Below are 17836 nucleotides of genomic sequence, written 5' to 3'. Positions count from 1 at the left end.
AATCAGGAATTCGTTGCGCGAATAGGCATTCTCTTCCACAATGATTGTGTCTGGAAGGAGATCCAAACAAACTCGGGCGTGGTGGGCGCCCAGATTGCGGCCTTTATTAGGTCTGCCAAGAAACGGGAAAAAGACATGTCCGGTGATCGAACGCTATCGGCACGACCGCGTCCAAAACAGCCCGAATCCGGGCAGGGTAATCGCCCTGCGAATTTGCAGGATGCATTTCTGAATCTGCTGCGCAAGAACAAGGCGCCGGTGACGATGTTTCTCGTCAAGGGCGTCAAGCTTCAGGGCATCGTAACCTGGTTCGACAATTTCTCGATCCTGCTGCGCCGTGACGGGCAATCACAGCTCGTCTACAAGCATGCGATCAGCACCATCATGCCGGCACAGCCGGTCGATACCAGCCAGTTTGCGAGCCAGGGCTCCGGCGCCAAACAGCGCCTGCTGCAGGACGTTTTCCTGAGCCGCGTACGCCAGGCGGAAGCGCAGGTTACCATGTTCCTGGTCAACGGCGTGATGCTGCAGGGCAAAATCGCCGCCTACGACCTGTTCTGCATGCTGCTCGAACGGGACGGATATGTTCAGCTCGCATACAAGCACGCCGTGTCCACGATCCAGCCCGCAACCCCGGTCGATTTGACCGAAGATTGGGAAGAGGGCGAAAGCTGAGTTTCGATGACGACCTGATGGGCGAGGTGTCGCGCGGTGCGCGGGCACTTATCGTGTGCCCGGATATACGAGGCATGGCTTATGACCTCGATGCACAATCGCGTCTTGCCGAAGCGGAGGGATTGGCGTTGGCGATCGGTATCGTCATCGCCGAAAGCTTCGTTCTGCCGGTTCGCGAGGTGCGTCCGAACCTGTTGTTCGGGGCGGGGCAGGTCGACAACATCCGTATCGCCTGCGAGCAGAACGAGGCCGAGCTGGTCGTGGTGGATGGTGCTCTCAGCCCGATTCAGCAGCGCAATCTTGAAGAAAAGCTCGCGCGCAAGGTCATTGATCGCACCGGGCTGATCCTCGAAATCTTCGGCGAACGCGCCGCAACCGCGGAAGGACGGCTGCAGGTAGAGCTGGCCCATCTCGATTACCAGCAAAGCCGCCTGGTCCGTAGCTGGACCCATCTGGAGCGTCAGCGCGGCGGCTTCGGCTTCCTTGGCGGACCCGGCGAAACGCAGATTGAAGCCGACCGGCGCATGATCCGCCAGCGCATGGGCCGTTTGCGCAAGGAGCTGGAGCAGGTCCGCAAGACCCGTGGCCTCCATCGCGAACGACGCGAACGCGCGCCTTGGCCGGTTGTCGCTCTGGTCGGCTATACAAATGCCGGCAAGTCGACGCTGTTCAACCGCCTTACCGGGGCGGCAGTCATGGCCGAGGATTTGCTTTTCGCCACTCTCGATCCGACGATGCGTGCGATTGCGCTGCCCGGAGTTGAGAAAGCAATCTTGTCCGATACGGTGGGTTTTATCTCGGATCTTCCCACCCAACTGGTTGCAGCCTTTCGAGCAACTCTGGAAGAGGTGACTTCGGCCGATGTCATCTGCCATGTGCGCGACATTTCGAATGCATCGACTACCGCTCAGAAGGCGCAGGTTCTCCAGGTCCTCCGCGACCTGGGCGTGCTCGACGGAGAAGGGGAGGGTTCCTCGATCCCGATCCTGGAAGTCTGGAACAAGTGGGATCAATTGTCCCCCGCGGATGCCGAGGATTTGGCGGCGCAGGTGGAAGCCGACGAGGGGATAGTCGCCACCTCTGCCATCACAGGGGAGGGCGTCGATGTCCTGCTCGAACGGCTTGGCGAAATGTTGACGCGCAATGCTGCCCTGCGCACGTTCGAGGTCGCGGCGAGCGATGGCCGCAGAATTGCATGGCTACATGCCCATGGCGAGGTGATCGAGAATGTCGCGGACGAAAGTGACGGGGCAATTCGGCTGATCACCGTAAGGCTCAATCCGAAAGAGCTTGGGCAGTATGAGGCGCTGGCTTAACCGACCTCTCGTTTCGCACGCTGCCAGTATGTCTCTTGCGAGATAAGATCGAGTTTCGCGAAATCCTCGTTCTCCGCTTCGGATAGGCGTTCCATCTCCCTGAAGCGTCTTTCGAACTTGGCGTTCGAAGCGCGTAGAGCCTGTTCCGGATCAACGCCGTAGCGGCGGATGATATTCACGACCACGAAGAGCACGTCGCCAGCCTCCATCACCCGTTCCTCGTGTGTAGCAGCAGCGGCGAGTTCGGCCAGTTCCTCCTGCAACTTTTCGATCGGGCCTTCCAGGTCCTGCCATTCGAAACCAACCCTGGCCGCGCGCTTCTGCAGCTTGTGCGAGCGGAGAAGAGCCGGAAGAGCCTGGGCAACGCCGTCCATCGCGCTCGTCGCACCCGAGGCCGAACGCTCCGCAGCTTTGATATCCTCCCAGCGCTCGTCTTCCATGACTCCGCCTTCGTCGCCGAAGATGTGCGGATGCCTGGCGATCATCTTATCGGAAATCTCGCGTGCGACGTCTTCATAGGAGAAGTCGCCGGCTTCTTCCGCCATACGCGCGTGAAAGACGACCTGAAACAGCAGATCGCCAAGTTCCCCTCGCAGATCATTCATATCCGCGCGTTCGATAGCGTCCGCTACTTCGTAGGCTTCTTCGATCGTATAGGGTGCGATGGTGGCGAAATTCTGAGCCGTATCCCATTCGCATCCCGTCTGCGGGTCGCGAAGGCGGGCCATGATCGCGAGTAGTCTGTCAGTTTGATGGGACATGGCGTTGCTCTAACCAGAGCGGCGCGGGACCGGAAGGGCTGCAAGCCATAGCTGTCCACCGCGACGATCAGCGTGATAATATATATTATGTTAAATACGATCCAGCGTTTAGCGAACCATGTCGATGAACAGGATGACAATGGCGAAGATTCCAGCCCATGCCCCTGCCATGAAAAATCCCCTTCGTAAGCCGACCTGATGCGATCGAAAACCCGATGCGACGAGGATCAGGAACCCAAGCAAGGAAACCAGCGAAACGATTTGATATTCGTTCACGCGGCCATCTCCAATCCATCGTAACCCACGGTGACATTCGCCGGGACTTCGGAACATAGACTGCGGTAGTCCATGCTCTTGTCCATATGCGTGAGCACGGTTTTGCGCACCTTGGCCTTGCGCGCCAGTTCGAGAGCCATATCGAGATTGGCGTGCGTTGGATGCGGCCGCCTGCGCAGGCAATCGACCACCAGAATATCGGCGCGTTGAAAGCACCGGACCATTGCCGGTGTGATCTCGCTGAAATCGGTGGCGTATACGATCGATTTACCGTCGGCGTCGAAGCGAAAGCCGGTGCTTGTCACCGGACCATGCGGCATCTCTACATGGTCGAAGGAAAAGCCCGCAATCAGTTGTTTTTGCGTGATTTCCCGAAGATCGATTAGGGTAGGATAACCGAACTGACCTTCGAAGACATAATCGAAACGCCGCCGCAACCGTTCGCAGGTCACCTTGCTCGCAAAGCCCGGTAACGGATTGCTGCGATCATACCGCATGACCCGCAGGTCATCGATACCGTGGCAATGGTCGGCATGGTCATGCGTCCAGAAGACCGCATCGACCTTCGCAACTCCGTTGGCCAGAAGCTGCGCCCGCAAGTCCGTCGAGGTATCGACGAGGAGCTTTCGGCCCGCATCGTTTTCGACGATAATCGATACACGCATACGCCGGTTGCGCGGCTCGTGCGGGTCGCATTCGCCCCAGTCGTTGCCGATCCTCGGCACACCTGTAGACGTGCCGGAGCCGAGCATCAGCAGTTTCATGCGACCGCCTTGCTGAACAGTGTGTAGAAATTGCGCGTGGTATACTCTGCCAAATCTACGAGGCTTTCGGAGCGCAAATCCGCGAGGAATTGGGCCGTGTCGCGCACGAAACCGGGCTCGCAGGTCTTACCGCGATGGGGGACCGGCGCGAGGAAAGGGCTATCCGTTTCGACCAATAGCCGATCCTGAGGAATGGCTTTGGCGAAAGCCTGCAAGTCCTTGGCATTCTTAAAGGTAACTATACCCGAAATCGAAATGGACAGTCCAAGCTCCAGCACGCGCTCGCCGAATTGGGCCGAAGCGGTGAAGCAATGGATCAGTGCCGGGAAGCGCCCCTTCCCCAATTCATCTTCGAGTATCTCGAGCGTGTCGTCTTCGGCATCGCGCGTGTGAATGATCAGCGGAAGCTGAAGCTCGCGCGCTACGTCGATGTGCATTCGGAACAGTTTCTGCTGCGCGGCGCGATCTGAATGATCGTAATAGTAGTCGAGCCCGGTTTCGCCGATCCCGATCACCGTTTTTTCCCGACAGGCTTCCAGCAGTTCGTCACGGGTCAGGTCGAGATGCTGATCCGCGTTGTGCGGATGAATTCCGACGCTGGCGAAAATGTCGGCATCGGCCTGGGCCGTACCGATCACCTGCCCCCATTCCGAACGCTTCGTCGAGATGTTGAGGAAGGCCTGCACCCCTGCCCCGCGGGCACGGTCCAGCACCTCGCCCTGCTCCTCGACGAGGCCTTCGTATTCTAGGTGGCAATGGCTATCGACCAGCATCAGGCGGGCTCTTCTTCCGGCAGTTCGAGGCGCGGAAAGACCGGTGTGGGCTTGCCGATCGAGTGCCCGGCACCAGCGAGCGCGCGGAACCAACCATCGTCCGCGAGATCGGCGTAAGCCCGCTTCTCCGCCGGAACGCCAAGCTGGTCGAGCACCGCAGCGGCCTTCTCCGGCACTACGGGCTGAATAGCGATGGCAAGATCCCTGATCGCCATGAAAAGCGTCTGAAGCACGGCCTTCATCCGCTCCGGATCGGTTTTCTTGAGGGCCCAAGGCGCCTGTTCGTCGACATAGGCATTGCAGGCGTAGACCGCCTTGAGCCAGGCTTCGATCCCGATGGAAAACGCGAGTTGCTCGAATTCGCGCGGCAGGATGTCGGCGCAGACCTCGCGGACCTTGGCAAGCAAAGCCTTGTCGTCGTCCGACGGCTCGAAAACTTCCAATACGCCATCCATATTCTTGGCGATCATCGATAGCGTGCGCTGCGCGAGGTTGCCAAAGCTATTAGCCAACTCTGCATTTACTTTATTTACAAGTGCTTCTGCCGAATAGCTACCATCCTGTCCGAAGGTCACCTCGGCCAGTAGGAAATAGCGCAGCGCATCAACCCCGAACTTTTCCGCCAGCTCCATCGGGTCGGTGACATTGCCCAGCGATTTCGATTCCTTGACCCCGCGATTGAGCAGGAAGCCATGACCGAAAACCTTTTTGGGCAGCGGTAGATCGGCACTCATCAGGAAGGCCGGCCAGTAAATCGTGTGGAAGCGAACGATGTCCTTGCCGATCAGATGCAGATCGGCCGGCCAGAACTTTTCCCACAATTCGCCGCCATCGGGATAGCCGACGCCGGTGATGTAATTGGTCAGCGCATCGACCCAGACATACATGACGTGACCGTCGCTGTTCGGGACCTTGACACCCCAGTCGAAACTCGTCCGGCTGACCGACAGATCCTGCAAACCGCGTTCGACAAACGCGACCATTTCGTTGCGTCGGCTTGCCGGTTCGAGAAAACCGGGCGCTTTGAGCAATTTGAGCAGCGGTTCGGCATATCGCGACAGTCGGAAGAACCACGTCTCTTCCTCGGTCCACTCGACCGGCGTGCCTTGCGGTGAGAGCTTTTCGCCCCCCTCCCCTTCGACAAGCTCCTTCTCGTCATAATAAGCCTCGTCGCGGACCGAGTACCACCCCTCATAGCGATCGAGATAGAGATCTCCCTTTGCCTCCATCGCTTGCCAGATCGCCTGACTGGCACGATGATGATCGGAATCGGTCGTGCGGATGAAACGATCGTAGGAGATGTTCAAAACATCGAACAGCTCCCTGAAATAGCCCGACATTTCATCCGCGAGTTCACGCGGCGTCTTGCCCATGTCGCGTGCTTTCTGGGCCATTTTCAACCCATGCTCGTCGGTGCCGGTCTGAAAACGGACCTCGCGCCCGCGAAGGCGCTGGAAGCGGGCGATTACATCGGCCGCGATCGTTTCATAGGCATGGCCAATATGCGGCCTGCCATTGGGATAGTGGATCGCGGTCGTAAGGTAATAAGGTTCAGCCATCGGCCCGCTCGCTAGCCGCAGCGGCCTTCGCGAGCAAGGTGCCGATTTCCATCGCCAGAAGCCCGGCGTCGAAATTGTAGGTCGGCTGCTCGCCGCTCAGGCGTACCAGCTCGCTATGCGCGTCGATTATCCTGTGCGGATTGTCCAGCGAAGCCTCGAGACGCTGCGCCACCACCGATCGCGCAAGTTCCAGGACGGCGCGGATGCGTTCGCGGTCCGGACGGGCGCCGATCAAGCCGGCCAGCGTGCCCCGGAGGTGAAAATCGGGATCTCCCCGGTCGAGGATGTTCCCCATGGCCTGCGCGACCTTGCCCAGTTCCATGTCGACGAATTGCCGAGCGGCCCCCGGAGACCCCGCAGCAGCCGCAATGGCTGCCGCCCGGGTTGCGTCATCCGCATCCGGCGCCAGATCGCGTAATAGAAGGTCCATTTGCGCTTCGGATACGGTCGGGAAGCGCAATACACGGCAGCGCGAGCGGATAGTGGGCAACAGCCGGGCCGGGCTGTGGGAAACCAGGAGGAAATATGTCCCCACTGGTGGTTCCTCCAGACTTTTGAGCAAAGCATTGGCGGCGTTGCGCTCGAGATCGTCGGCCGGGTCGACGATGATGGCACGCCTGTCGCCCATTGTCGGCCGCGTACTCAGCCTGCTTTGCATGGCTCGGATCTGTGCGATGCGGATGCTTCGGGCCAATTCGTAAGGTTTACCATCGGCGCGCTTGCGCTCTTCCTTGTCGTCCTTGGGAGCATATGTGAGAACATGGATGTCCGGGTGGTGCTGGGCCTCGGTTTGATCCGCTCCGACGAGTTCGCGCGCGGCCGCCAGGGCAAAGCTGCCCTTACCCACGCCGCGGCGCCCCGCCAGCAGCCAGGCATGGTGCATCCTTTCCCCTGCCAGCGCCTCGTGCCACTCGCGCCAGGCGGTTTCATGGCCAAGCAGCATCAGGGGGTTCCCAAAAAGCGTGACAGCGCATCGAGGACCTTTTCGTGCACCTCCTCGACGGACCCCCTGCCATCGACGATAGCGAATCGATCCGGCTCGGCCCGCGCGAATTCCAGAAAGGCAGCGTTTACGGATGCGTGATACTCGGCTGCTCTCCCGCCGATCGCATCGCTTTCCTCTCCGTCGCGATTGACCAGACGCGCGGTGACATCGCCAATGGGCGCGTCGATGACGACTGTGACATCCGGCACCAATCCGGCGCTGCCTATCTCGTGCAAAGTCCTCACACGATCATCGCCCATCCCGCCCGCTCGGCCCTGATAGGCGCGACTGGAATCGAGGAAGCGGTCGCAGATCACCCAGTCGCCGGCCTCGATCGCGGGGCGAATTTTGCGGGCAACGTGATCGGCCCGCGCGGCAGCGAAAAGCAGCGCCTCCGCTTCGAGAGTCCAGCCCTCCCCGGGTGGCGAAAGGAGCAGCTCTCTGATCGCTTCCGCACCGGGTGTTCCGCCCGGCTCGCGCGTCAATTCAACCGAACGGCCTTCTCCACGCAGAAATTCGGCCAACAAGCGAGCCTGGGTCGACTTGCCCATGCCTTCGCCACCCTCGAATGCGATGAAACGGCCCGGCATCACGTAAGCCAGCTCCTGAAGGCATTGAATACCCTCTGAATCACCGTCGCCTCGAGAACCTCCTCTCGGGCCACAAGCGGGACGCGGTAACTCGGCATGCCCGTCACCGTGACGAGAAGTTCGGCAACATGTTCGCCCTTGGCGATCGGCGCGCGCAACGGCCCTTCATAGCGGACCGAGAGTGAAATTTGCGGCTCTCTGCCCTTCGGTACGGATACCCGTATGCCCCGCAGCGTCGTCAAGCCGACCTCGGATGCGCCTCCACCTTGCACACGGGCGCTCGCAACGCGTTCGCCAGGATCGATAAGCGTCCGACTGTCGAACGCCTCAAAACCCCATTCAACAAGGGAACGGGAGGCATACGCCCGGACACGCCCGCTTGGACTGCCAGCAACGACCATGATCAGGCGCCTCCCGTCGCGTTGTGCCGAGCCCAGGAAACCGAAACCCGCCTGATTGGTGAAACCTGTCTTGATTCCGTCCGCGCCTCTCACCACGCCGGAAATCGGATCGTGGTTGCTTTGCGTAATACCGTTATACTCGAATTCCCTGGCACCCACGAAATGGCGATATTTCGAAGGATGGCGTGTCACCATGGCCTGCGCCAGCGTTCCCAGATCGCGGGCGGTGACAAAGGTCCTGCCTTCATCCATCCACCCGTTGGGATTGCCGAACCGGCTGTCTGCCATGCCTATCTCGCGGGCCTTGGCGTTCATCGCGGCGACCCAATCTTCCACCGATCCGGCGGCTCCTTCCGCCAGAACGACGGCGCCATCATTGGCCGAAACGGTAGTGACCCCATGCAGCAGATCGTCAACCGTAACGCGCGCGTCCGCCGGCAGGAACATGGTGGATCCCTTGCGGCTCCATTGGCGGAACGTTTCAGGTCTGATTCCAAAAACCTGCTGGGGGAAAAGCCGCCCCTCCTCCATCCACTCGAATGCCAGGAAAGTGGTCATCACCTTGGTGATCGATGCCGGCATGAAGCGACGGTCGATATCCCGTTCGAAGAGGACTTGTCCGCTCGACGAGTCGAGGAGGTAAGCGATCGGCGCGTCTTCCACGCTGGGTATGGCGGGACCAGGGTTATCCCTCGCTCCCAGTGGTGCGGCGACCAAAACCGTTGCCAGAACGGCGAGCGAAGTCAGACGATAACTCAAATGGGCTCCCTCTCGCCGAGGCAAGCGCCACGGCCGTGTCAGTCGAGTAAACGAATTTCGGCGTCGCTATAGCCCCGCTCTCGCAGCATGGCGAGCGCCTGCGCTGCCTGTCCACGGGTTGCGAATGGCCCGACACGGACGAGAGTCAGATTGCCGCTCGTTTCGAGATAGCCCTGAACCCGCCTGGCCAGGCTATCGGCATTGGATCGCACTGAAAAGGCACCCAGTTGCACCGCGAATTTCCCATCTTCGGACGTCTCCACCATGACCGGCGCGGGTGTGGGGCCACCCTCAACCGCCATGGGCAATTGTGGGCGCAGCGCGCCGTTTCGCGGGGCGGGTTGGGCCTCGTCACTAGCGTCGGTTTCTTGCGTGGGCGATGGCATGACAGCCTCCTCATCGGGATCGACTGTTGCGATATCCGGGACGGGCACCGCGCCGCTCACCGGCGCCTGCCGGGCATCCCCCAGAGGGGCGGAACCGCGTTCGGGCAAGCGGCGTTTGAGCACTTCGAGCAGGCCCTGCGGGGTATCCATGCGCAATGGCGCTTCGCGCCCGGCACGCAATTCAGCGCGATGTTCTTCGGGAGGATTGACTCGGCGGACCCGTATCGGAGCCCCCTCCTCCGCACCCAATTGACCCAAGGCATTAGCCGACAATGACAGCAGGCGTTCATTGGTCATCGGACCACGCCGCTCGACCCGCACCAGGATCGTTCTTCCCGTATCGAGAGCAGTCACTTCGACATAACTTGGCAAGGGGAGCGTGCGGTGCGCGCCGGTAATGCCTTTCGTACCGGATTCGTCCACCGTGACATATCCGACCTGATCGTAATTCATCGTGTCGAGCGGTGTATAGGTCACACCGTCTATGGTGAAAGGATCGCCAATGACGATCGGATAATCGGCCGAAGGTCCGTTGCCGATAGGCCGTGCTGCAGGTGCCGGTGCGTCCTGCGCGATGCTGGCGCAAGCACCCAGGCCGAAAGAGCTCAGCCCGGCCAGTGCGGCGCCAAGGATCCTAGTTTCCAATTTCATCGGCCAGCAATCCCACACTCATGGCGTAATAATTCGAGCAGTTATATTCGAGAATGACCCGATAATTCGACGTTAACAGCCAAGCGGATGTTCCGGGGCCATCGGGCTGAAAGAGCGTCACAAGCAGATCGTCACCGATCGCACCTTGGGGTTGAATGCCCAGTTCACGCCATTCTCGAACGGTCTTGTAGACGCTGTGGCGCTCATGCACCCTGGCGCAAACCGGAGCGACAATCTCGGTACGGTGGGAAGCGACGTCGAAATTGGAGGGGATGTATGCTCGCACACCCCAAGGCTGGCCGCTGCGCCAACCGGCATCGCGGAAATAGTTGGCGATGGATGCAAGGGCGTCAGCGCCGCTATTCATGATATCCGCGCGGCCATCGCCGTTCCCGTCGGCCGCGAGGCGAAGGTAGACGGAGGGCAGAAACTGCGGATTGCCGAACGCGCCCGCCCAACTGCCCTTGAGCTCGCTGCGGGAATAGCCTTTGTCGGCAACCTTCATCAGCGCGACCCATTCGCTGGCGAACAGATCGCGGCGACGCCCTTCCCACGCCATGGTCGCCAGAGCCCGCGACAGATCGAAGCCGCCCTTGACTGCACCATAGGCGGTTTCGTGACCCCAGATTGCCACGAGTATCTCTCCCGGAACGCCGTATTGCCGCTCGATAGAACGGATGGTGCCCGAATACTGGGAATACGCTCTGCGGCCACCCATGATACGAGCACTATCGACGTGCCTCGCTATATAGGGCGCCAGCGGCGGATAGCCGGTGCTGGTCGGCGCGCCGGGCTGGTTGCGATCCAATTCGATGACTCGATAATTCGGCTCCAGACCCGCGGTCATCCGGGCGAGCGTACTTTCGCTGACTCCCTCGGCGCGTGCCCGTGCTATCAAAAGCTGTAGATAGGCGTCGAAGCCGATATCCTCCTGCGCTTGCGCGGGGACGGAAGGAAGCGAGAGGGCGATGGCCCCGAGGGCGACAAGAAAGCGGCGAAAAATCATACGCTCATTGTCGCAGAGGGAAGCTTAACGGCAAGTGTCATTCACCGTTTACGGAAAACTATCCATCGAAGTTCCTCGGGGCGTGACAAATACACTCTATGTGGGTAGCTAGCGCCGCGCTCGCGGACAGGTGGCAGAGCGGTTGAATGCACCGGTCTTGAAAACCGGCAAGGGTGCAAGCCCTTCGTGGGTTCGAATCCCACCCTGTCCGCCAGCTATTCGCCGCGAGGCGGTGCTCTTCCGACCGATTGGTCCTCCCGGTCGGCAGAGGGATAGTCTTTCGGCTGAACGCTCGATTGATTTCGAAGCGCGATATGGTCTTCGATCAGGCCGCCATCGCGCTGACCTTCGGATATGCAATCGCTATCCTGCGGATCATCGTCGATCTCGTATTCCATGCGTTTACTCCTTCGTTCGGTAAACGCCGGTCGATGCTATCATGTCCAGACATGGCGGCAAGGCGCCCTGGCAGTGAGATCAAAGGCAGGTTTCACAACCGCGCCGCCAAAGCGACATCGGATACCATGGCGGCGTGCGACCCCTTGGTCTTACCGTGGCAGGGTACGTATCACTTTCCCCTCCCTGCGATTTCGTCCATCGCGTCGCGCAATTTCGGGTCCCATTCGGCCTTCAGTTCCCTGATCTTGGCCAGGAGCTCCTCGTTTTCATAAGGCGGAATGTCGAGTCGATAGGCATCGGCGACTTCGCGCATGGATGTGCGATCCATTTCCTCGAATGCCTCCACCATCGCAGTCGCGGCCTGGCGGTCATGGCCCAGCGCCTCGTAGACCGAGCGTCCCATGCGCAGCGCGCTGTCGTAGGTCTCGCGAACGATGTCCCGGCACCCCATGGCCCATAGGTGATAGACATGGTCGCGATCTTTCGCGCGGGCCACCACATGCAAATTCGGAAAGGCTTCGCAGGCATAGCGGACCAGCTTGTCGATCTGCTGGCGCTCGTCCAGCGCGACCACCAGGATGCGCGCCCGCTCGATCCCGGCGCTTGCCAGCAGATCGGGGCGCGTCGCATCGCCGTAATAGGTTGTTATGCCGAATTTCTTGAGGTTTTCGAGGTGCTGGCTGTTGTAATCGATGACCGTCGCGCGGTGTCCCGCGGCATCGAGCATGCGATCGACGATCCCGCCTACACGCCCTCGTCCGGCGATGATAATCGGGTTTTCCTCATCGATGGTGTCGGCCTCGTCGGGGGTCTGGCTGGTGCAATAGGCATGCGCGATCAGCTTGTCGTACAGGATGAAGAGCAGCGGTGTGGCCAACATGGTCAACGCCACGATCAGCAGCAATTGATCGGCGAAGGCCTGGTCGAACACCGCATTGCCGACCGCGAAGGCGATCAGCACGAAGGCGAATTCCCCTGCCTGGGGCAGGCTCAGGCAAAACAGCCACAGTGCCTGGCGGCGCAGGCCGTAGAGCCAGCCGATAGTCAGCAGCACCGCCATCTTCGCCGCGATCGTCACAGCCGCCCAGAAGACCACCGATTGCCAGATCGTGCTGGCCAGCACGAAGTCGATCCCCGCGCCGACCGTGATGAAGAACAGTCCGAGCAGCAGGCCCTTGAACGGGTTGATATCGCTTTCCAATTCGTGGCGGTATTCGCTGGTTGCGAGCACCACGCCCGCCACGAAAGCGCCCAGCGCAGGCGATAGTCCGACAAGCGACATCAGCAGCGCGATGCCGATAACGACCATCAGCGCGGCGGCCGTGAACAGTTCGCGCAGATTGGCCTCGGCGATGTAACGGAACAGCGGCCGGATCGCATAGATTCCAATGGCGATCACTGTCGCAACAGCGCCGATTCTGGTGACGCCTGCCAGCCATCCGGACATGCGCGCGGTGAGGTCGATGCCGCCATGCGCGCCGCTCCCACCATGGGCCACCGTCCCCGCCGCGAGGTCGGGCAGTGCCAGCAGCGGCAGCAGTGCCAGAATCGGGATCACGGCGACGTCTTGCACCAGCAGCACCGAGAAACTGGCCTCGCCGCCCTCGGTCTTGAGCAGCCCCTTTTCAGTCAGTGTCTGGACGATGATGGCGGTCGAGCTGAGCGCAAGCACCATTCCGATCGCGAGCGCCGTCTGCCAGGACTGGCGATCGATCAGGGCAATACCGGTAATGACCAGAGTGGTCAGCAGAACCTGACCGCCGCCGAGCCCGGCCAGCTTGCCGCGCATCGCCCACAACCGCCTGGGTTCCATTTCGAGGCCGATGATGAACAGCATCATCACCACGCCGAATTCGGCGAAGACCTGCAACGCGTCGACATCGACATTGAGCGAGGCAAGCACCGGCGAGATCGCCATGCCCGCCAGAAGGTAGCCCAGTACCGATCCGAGACCGAACCGGCTCGCCAGCGGAACGGCGACTACACCTGCGACGAGGATGAGGAAGGCGAGGATCAGGAACCCGGTCATTTCACGATCCCCCTTTGCCCAAGCGCCAATCGCGCCATGACCAGGCTGTGGAGCATCTAGGCGGCCATCTCACGCAAACGGCCGCGGATGTATTTTCCGGCAGACCGGTAATGACTCGGCCCCGCTGCCTCGGCCCAGCGACCGGGCTTCCAGTCGTTGTTCGCGCCCTTCATGGGCCCGGAATAAAGGCTCTCATCGTCCCGCTCCACGATAAACGAGATCAGCTGCACGTGCCGGTCCCGCAGCAAGGCTCGCGCCTCGTCCCAGCTCAAACTCGCCTGATTCTCGCGGAGCCGGGCGTTGTATCGCTTCAACTCGTTCCACTTGTACCCTTCGGCGGGAAAGTGGACAGTCTTGCCCGCGAGCCCGTCGAAATACCATCCGAGGAATAGGGCGATCCAATTCGCGCGATGGGCGACGACATCCTTGATCGAGGTATCCTCCTCATCCTTCCGCAGAGCGATATCGGCCGGGATGCTGCTCATGAGCTTGTCGAGCTTCGCGAACTCCTTCTCGGTCAGGGCGAGCAGTTCGGACTGGGTGGTCGCAGCCATGGAAGCTCTCCTATATATGCAGCGCCCTGCCGTAGCTCGCAAGCACGCTTTCATGCATGCTCTCGCTGATTGTCGGGTGCGGGAAGACGGTCTGCATCAGTTCCGCTTCGGTCGTCTCGAGCGTCTTGCCGACGACGAAGCCCTGGATCATCTCGGTGACTTCGGCGCCGACCATATGCGCGCCCAGCAGCTCGCCGGTCTTCGCATCGAACACCGTCTTCACGAAGCCGTCCGCTTCGCCGAGGGCGATGGCCTTGCCATTGCCGATGAAGGGGAATGTGCCCGCCTTCACTTCATGGCCCGCTTCCTTGGCCTTGGCCTCGGTCATTCCGACCGACGCGATTTGCGGATGGCAGTAGGTGCAGCCCGGGATGTTGCCCCGGTCGAGCGGATGGGGGTGAACATCCTTATTGCCCAGTTCCCTGGCGATTGCTTCGGCGGTGGTGACGCCTTCATGGCTCGCCTTGTGCGCCAGCCAGGGGCCGGGCGTGCAGTCGCCGATGGCCCAGAGGCCCTTCGACTTGGTGCGGCCATAGTCGTCGATCTGGATGAAGCCGCGATCCATTTCGACCAGCTTTTCCAGCCCCACGTTCTCGGTGTTCGGCACGATGCCGATGGCCACGATGCAGTGCGTGAACTCGGTCTCGACCGCTTTGCCCGGAGCCCCGGACTTAGATCCGGGGTTGATCTTGGCCTTCACGCCCTTGTCTGAGACTTTCAGGTCCTCGACCCCGGCGCCGGTCATGATGGTCATGCCCTGCTTGGTCAGGCTCTTCTCGAGGAAGGCGGAAACGTCCTTGTCTTCCACCGGCACTATCCGGTCGAGCATTTCCACCACGGTCACCTCGCAGCCCATATCGTTGTAGAAGCTGGCGAACTCGATCCCGATCGCGCCCGAGCCGATGACGAGCAGCTTCTTCGGCATTTCGGGCGGGGTCATCGCATGGCGATAGGTCCACACGCGCTTACCGTCGGCCGGGGCGAAGGGCAGGTCGCGGGCGCGCGCGCCGGTGGCGACGATCACGTGCTTGGCGCTGAGCTTCTCCTCGCCCTTCTCGCCCTTCACGGTGAGGCTGGTGGGGCCGGTCAGCGTCCCTTCGCCCATATGCACCGTGATCTTGTTCTTCTTCATCAGGTGCGTGACGCCCTGATTGAGTTGCTTGGCCACCCCCCGGCTGCGCTTCACGACAGCTTCGAGATCGGCTTCGATCTTGCCCGCGATCTTGAGGCCATAGTCCTTGGCGTGCTGGGCGTAGTGCAGGATTTCGGCACTGCGCAGCAGCGCCTTGGTCGGGATGCAGCCCCAGTTCAAACAAATGCCGCCGAGCAGTTCGCGCTCGACGATGGCGGTCTTCAGGCCAAGCTGCGCGCAGCGGATCGCCGCGACATAGCCGCCAGGCCCGGAACCGAGAACGATGACGTCGTATTTGTCAGCCATGATAACTCCGAAATGGTTCGCCGCTTACCCGGCGAGAAATTCTACATCTTTCGCCAGCACCCAACCGGCGCGGCAGGGCCCGTCATAGGCGCGAGGCTCGGCGACCGGACTGCTCACGCGGCAATCGCCGGGTTCCTGGAATTCGCCGCTCGCATAGACCACGCCCTGCCAGTCGCCCTCGGCCTCGCACAGCCAGACAAGCGTGCTCTGCTCGAGCGTGTCGCTGGTGCGCGCGCCTTCTTCGGGCGCGTCGCGGATGACCTGCTTGCGGTATGCCCCGCCGACCCGGCCAAGCCCGCCGCATGCATCGAGGCTCGGCCCGTCGAGACCGATCATCGGCGCGCGAGGCTCGGGAAAGCTCTCGGCCTCGGGTGCAGGCGGGCCGCTGACTGTCCCCAGCGAAAGGAGCAGCGCGGCAATCATGCCCACCGCTCCGCCACTGCGCGCGGACGGTCGTTATCGTCGAGCAGGACAAATTTGAACGTGCCCTGCGCCACCCTGGTCTCGGCCTCGCCATTACGCTCGCGAGCGATGGCTTCGGCGGCGATAGTGAGCGAGGTGTTGCCGGTGGCGGCGATCTCGCAATAGACCGACAGCTCGTCGCCCACCTGCATGACGCCGGGAAAGGCGAAATCACTTGCCGAGACGACCACCGCCTTGCCCTTGCCATGACGACTGGCGAGCGAGCCTGCACCCAATGCCATCTGGCTCATCAGCCACCCGCCGAACACCCCGCCATAAGGGTTGAGGTCGGTCGGCATGGCCGTGACGCGGATGAGGGGGGAGCGTTCAGGCAAAAGGGAGATTCTCTAGGTTGAGCTCGAGAGCAATGAGCGAAACGACGCCGAGCAAAAGCCATATCGCTGCAGCGACGCGGGCGGTCGGATTTTCCCCTCGCCGCAAGATGATCGCCAGTGTCATCGCCACGAGTCCCCAGGCCGGGATAGCCAACCATGTGGATGACATTCCGCCCAGAAATCCCGGCGAACCAGCCTGCAGAGCCAGGAGCAGTAGGCTAACGAAAAGCGAGCCTGCACCGAGCCACAAGAGCAGAATCGCAAGAAAGCCTCCCGGCAGTGCCTTGGCCTCTTCCGAAATCAAACCACCAGCCCCATCGGGTTCTCGACCAGTTGCTGGAAAGCTTCCATCAATTGCGCTCCGTCGGCGCCGTCGATGGCGCGGTGGTCGAAGCTGCCGGTGGCGCTCATCACGGTGGCGATGCCCAGCGCGCCGTCGATGACATGCGGGCGCTGCTCGCCCGCCCCGACTGCGAGGATCATCGCCTGCGGCGGGTTGATCACCGCGTCGAACTGCTTGGTGCCGAACATGCCGAGATTGGAGAGCGAGGCGGTGCCGCCCTGGAATTCATGCGGCTGCAGCTTGCCGTCGCGCGCCTTGCCCGCAAGGTCCTTCATCTCGGTGCTGATCTGGGCGAGGCCCTTGCGGCCCGCATCGCGAATGATCGGCGTGATCAGGCCCGAAGGCGCGGCGACCGCGACCGAGATATCCTCGCGCGCATACTGGAACAGCTCGTCGCCCTGGAAGCTGACATTGCAGGCAGGCACACGCTGGAGCGCGCGGGCCAGCGCCTTGATGAGCAGATCGTTGACCGACAGCTTCACGCCGTCCGCCTCCAGCGAGGCGTTCAATTGTTTGCGCAGGTCGAGCAGCGCATCGAGCCGCACGTCCACCGTGAGGTAGATATGCGGGATGGTCTGCTTCGCCTCGGTGAGGCGCTTGGCGATGACCTTGCGGACATTGTTGAGCTTTTGCGCTTCGTAAGGCGCGTCGAGATCGCCGCCCAGCGTCGCCGGTTTCGGGGCGCTCGGCGCAGGCGCGGCAGCTTCGGCCTTGGCGGGTGCGGCGCCGGGCTGCGCGCCGTCGACATCCGCCTTGACGATACGGCCGTTGGGGCCGCTGCCTTTCAGGCTCGACAGATCGATGCCCTTCTGCTCGGCAATGCGCCTGGCGAGCGGCGAGGCGATGATACGGTCCTTGTCCGTCACCCCAGCGGACGCTGGGGTCGCTTTCGGTTGAGCGGAGCCGTTAGCGGTCCCAGCTTTCGCTGGGACGACGCCCTTTTCTTCTTCCTTGGTTTCGGTGGGCTCTTTAGCAGGAGCATCGCCCGGAGGCGCCGCCGCAGCGGCCTCGTCCACATCCTCACCCTCTTCGGCAAGCATGGCGATGACCGTGCCGACCTTCACGCCCTCGGTCCCTTCCTCCACCGCGATGGAGGCGATCGTGCCTTCGTCCACGGCTTCGAATTCCATCGTCGCCTTGTCGGTTTCGATCTCGGCCATGATGTCGCCGGCATTGACCGTGTCCCCCGGCTTTACCAGCCATTTGGCGAGCGTGCCCTCCTCCATGGTGGGCGACAGGGCGGGCATCTTGATCGGCGTGGGCATGGTGTTGACGTTACGTCCTCGCTGGGGAATGAGTTCGATCGCACCTCTGGCGAAAAGGTCGGTCGACTGCAAGGTCCTTGCGGAGAACACGAATTAACGGGTAGTCCGC

20 protein-coding genes and 1 tRNA gene are annotated in these 17836 nt (G+C 61.4%); 3 read left to right on the top strand and 18 right to left on the bottom strand.

Annotated elements, in window-relative coordinates:
- Positions 1-135: 135 nt before the first annotated feature.
- Both hfq and hflX read left to right on the top strand, forming a co-directional pair.
- Positions 136-675 (top strand): RNA chaperone Hfq, encoded by a 540-nt coding sequence (gene hfq / locus L5849_RS01330; protein ID WP_115416788.1) that lies wholly within the window; start codon positions 136-138, stop codon positions 673-675.
- A gap of 17 nt (positions 676-692) precedes the next feature.
- Positions 693-1991 (top strand): GTPase HflX, encoded by a 1299-nt coding sequence (hflX, locus tag L5849_RS01325; protein WP_236924019.1) that lies wholly within the window; start codon positions 693-695, stop codon positions 1989-1991.
- Here the strand turns inward: hflX and mazG are convergent.
- The 10 genes from mazG to L5849_RS01275 form a co-directional block, all read right to left on the bottom strand.
- Positions 1988-2752, bottom strand: a complete 765-nt coding sequence (mazG, locus tag L5849_RS01320; RefSeq protein WP_236924017.1) for a nucleoside triphosphate pyrophosphohydrolase — start codon at positions 2750-2752, stop codon at positions 1988-1990. The two genes, hflX and mazG, sit on opposite strands and share 4 nt — an antisense overlap.
- Before the next feature lie 108 nt (positions 2753-2860).
- Positions 2861-3028 carry a hypothetical protein gene (locus tag L5849_RS01315; RefSeq protein ID WP_162814931.1) on the bottom strand — a complete coding sequence of 56 codons (168 nt, stop codon included), beginning with the start codon at positions 3026-3028 and terminating at the stop codon, positions 2861-2863.
- Positions 3025-3792 (bottom strand): MBL fold metallo-hydrolase, encoded by a 768-nt coding sequence (locus L5849_RS01310; RefSeq protein ID WP_236924016.1) that lies wholly within the window; start codon positions 3790-3792, stop codon positions 3025-3027. The genes L5849_RS01315 and L5849_RS01310 overlap by 4 nt, the downstream gene beginning before the upstream one ends.
- Positions 3789-4565, bottom strand: coding sequence for a TatD family hydrolase (locus L5849_RS01305; RefSeq protein ID WP_236924014.1), 777 nt, complete (start codon positions 4563-4565; stop codon positions 3789-3791). The genes L5849_RS01310 and L5849_RS01305 overlap by 4 nt, the downstream gene beginning before the upstream one ends.
- Positions 4565-6124 carry a methionine--tRNA ligase gene (gene metG / locus L5849_RS01300; protein WP_236924013.1) on the bottom strand — a complete coding sequence of 520 codons (1560 nt, stop codon included), beginning with the start codon at positions 6122-6124 and terminating at the stop codon, positions 4565-4567. The genes L5849_RS01305 and metG overlap by 1 nt, the downstream gene beginning before the upstream one ends.
- Entirely contained in the window at positions 6117-7067 is a 951-nt protein-coding gene (locus L5849_RS01295) for a DNA polymerase III subunit delta' (RefSeq protein WP_115416782.1), read from the bottom strand. Before L5849_RS01295 ends, metG begins: the two co-directional genes overlap by 8 nt.
- Positions 7067-7702, bottom strand: a complete 636-nt coding sequence (gene tmk / locus L5849_RS01290; protein WP_236924012.1) for a dTMP kinase — start codon at positions 7700-7702, stop codon at positions 7067-7069. Before tmk ends, L5849_RS01295 begins: the two co-directional genes overlap by 1 nt.
- Positions 7699-8859, bottom strand: coding sequence for a D-alanyl-D-alanine carboxypeptidase family protein (locus L5849_RS01285; protein WP_236924011.1), 1161 nt, complete (start codon positions 8857-8859; stop codon positions 7699-7701). The genes tmk and L5849_RS01285 overlap by 4 nt, the downstream gene beginning before the upstream one ends.
- Positions 8860-8897: 38 nt before the next feature.
- Positions 8898-9896: an SPOR domain-containing protein gene (locus tag L5849_RS01280; protein ID WP_236924010.1), complete on the bottom strand. Its 999-nt coding sequence runs from the start codon at positions 9894-9896 to the stop codon at positions 8898-8900.
- Positions 9880-10902, bottom strand: coding sequence for a lytic transglycosylase domain-containing protein (locus L5849_RS01275; protein WP_236924009.1), 1023 nt, complete (start codon positions 10900-10902; stop codon positions 9880-9882). Before L5849_RS01275 ends, L5849_RS01280 begins: the two co-directional genes overlap by 17 nt.
- Positions 10903-11026: 124 nt before the next feature.
- Here L5849_RS01275 and L5849_RS01270 point away from each other — a divergent pair.
- Positions 11027-11116: transfer RNA gene (locus L5849_RS01270), tRNA-Ser, on the top strand.
- Position 11117: 1 nt separating this feature from the next.
- Here L5849_RS01270 and L5849_RS01265 read toward each other — a convergent pair.
- The 8 genes from L5849_RS01265 to L5849_RS01230 all read right to left on the bottom strand — a co-directional run bounded on the left by L5849_RS01265 (position 11118) and on the right by L5849_RS01230 (position 17727).
- Positions 11118-11300, bottom strand: a complete 183-nt coding sequence (locus L5849_RS01265) for a hypothetical protein (protein WP_236924008.1) — start codon at positions 11298-11300, stop codon at positions 11118-11120.
- 170 nt (positions 11301-11470) lie between these two features.
- On the bottom strand, positions 11471-13330 hold the full coding sequence (locus tag L5849_RS01260) for a cation:proton antiporter (protein WP_236924006.1): 1860 nt from the start codon (positions 13328-13330) through the stop codon (positions 11471-11473).
- A gap of 56 nt (positions 13331-13386) precedes the next feature.
- On the bottom strand, positions 13387-13884 hold the full coding sequence (locus L5849_RS01255; protein WP_236924005.1) for a ClbS/DfsB family four-helix bundle protein: 498 nt from the start codon (positions 13882-13884) through the stop codon (positions 13387-13389).
- A gap of 10 nt (positions 13885-13894) precedes the next feature.
- Positions 13895-15322 carry a dihydrolipoyl dehydrogenase gene (lpdA, locus tag L5849_RS01250; protein ID WP_236924003.1) on the bottom strand — a complete coding sequence of 476 codons (1428 nt, stop codon included), beginning with the start codon at positions 15320-15322 and terminating at the stop codon, positions 13895-13897.
- Positions 15323-15346: 24 nt separating this feature from the next.
- The gene (locus tag L5849_RS01245; RefSeq protein ID WP_236924002.1) at positions 15347-15745 is read right to left on the bottom strand and encodes a hypothetical protein; all 399 of its coding nucleotides are present in this window, start codon (positions 15743-15745) and stop codon (positions 15347-15349) included.
- Positions 15742-16083, bottom strand: a complete 342-nt coding sequence (locus tag L5849_RS01240; protein ID WP_370459124.1) for an acyl-CoA thioesterase — start codon at positions 16081-16083, stop codon at positions 15742-15744. The genes L5849_RS01245 and L5849_RS01240 overlap by 4 nt, the downstream gene beginning before the upstream one ends.
- A gap of 28 nt (positions 16084-16111) precedes the next feature.
- Complete coding sequence (locus L5849_RS01235; protein ID WP_236923999.1) at positions 16112-16423, bottom strand: hypothetical protein; 312 nt, start codon at positions 16421-16423, stop codon at positions 16112-16114.
- Positions 16420-17727 carry a pyruvate dehydrogenase complex dihydrolipoamide acetyltransferase gene (locus L5849_RS01230; protein WP_236924601.1) on the bottom strand — a complete coding sequence of 436 codons (1308 nt, stop codon included), beginning with the start codon at positions 17725-17727 and terminating at the stop codon, positions 16420-16422. Before L5849_RS01230 ends, L5849_RS01235 begins: the two co-directional genes overlap by 4 nt.
- Positions 17728-17836: the final 109 nt, after the last annotated feature.

This window comes from Erythrobacter sp. SN021 (genome assembly GCF_021864455.1).
The sequence above is the reverse complement of the archived record's forward strand: the minus strand, read 5'-3'. Positions and strand labels throughout refer to the sequence as shown.

Coding starts and splice junctions, on each gene's coding strand:
- hfq (WP_115416788.1), top strand. CDS start 136: ATGTCCGGTGATCGAACGCTATCGGCACGACCGCGTCCAAAACAGCCC.
- hflX (WP_236924019.1), top strand. CDS start 693: ATGGGCGAGGTGTCGCGCGGTGCGCGGGCACTTATCGTGTGCCCGGAT.
- mazG (WP_236924017.1), bottom strand. CDS start 2,752: ATGTCCCATCAAACTGACAGACTACTCGCGATCATGGCCCGCCTTCGC.
- L5849_RS01310 (WP_236924016.1), bottom strand. CDS start 3,792: ATGAAACTGCTGATGCTCGGCTCCGGCACGTCTACAGGTGTGCCGAGG.
- L5849_RS01305 (WP_236924014.1), bottom strand. CDS start 4,565: ATGCTGGTCGATAGCCATTGCCACCTAGAATACGAAGGCCTCGTCGAG.
- metG (WP_236924013.1), bottom strand. CDS start 6,124: ATGGCTGAACCTTATTACCTTACGACCGCGATCCACTATCCCAATGGC.
- L5849_RS01295 (WP_115416782.1), bottom strand. CDS start 7,067: ATGCTGCTTGGCCATGAAACCGCCTGGCGCGAGTGGCACGAGGCGCTG.
- L5849_RS01280 (WP_236924010.1), bottom strand. CDS start 9,896: ATGAAATTGGAAACTAGGATCCTTGGCGCCGCACTGGCCGGGCTGAGC.
- L5849_RS01275 (WP_236924009.1), bottom strand. CDS start 10,902: ATGATTTTTCGCCGCTTTCTTGTCGCCCTCGGGGCCATCGCCCTCTCG.
- L5849_RS01265 (WP_236924008.1), bottom strand. CDS start 11,300: ATGGAATACGAGATCGACGATGATCCGCAGGATAGCGATTGCATATCC.
- L5849_RS01260 (WP_236924006.1), bottom strand. CDS start 13,330: ATGACCGGGTTCCTGATCCTCGCCTTCCTCATCCTCGTCGCAGGTGTA.
- L5849_RS01255 (WP_236924005.1), bottom strand. CDS start 13,884: ATGGCTGCGACCACCCAGTCCGAACTGCTCGCCCTGACCGAGAAGGAG.
- lpdA (WP_236924003.1), bottom strand. CDS start 15,322: ATGGCTGACAAATACGACGTCATCGTTCTCGGTTCCGGGCCTGGCGGC.
- L5849_RS01245 (WP_236924002.1), bottom strand. CDS start 15,745: ATGATTGCCGCGCTGCTCCTTTCGCTGGGGACAGTCAGCGGCCCGCCT.
- L5849_RS01240 (WP_370459124.1), bottom strand. CDS start 16,083: ATGCCGACCGACCTCAACCCTTATGGCGGGGTGTTCGGCGGGTGGCTG.
- L5849_RS01230 (WP_236924601.1), bottom strand. CDS start 17,727: ATGCCCACGCCGATCAAGATGCCCGCCCTGTCGCCCACCATGGAGGAG.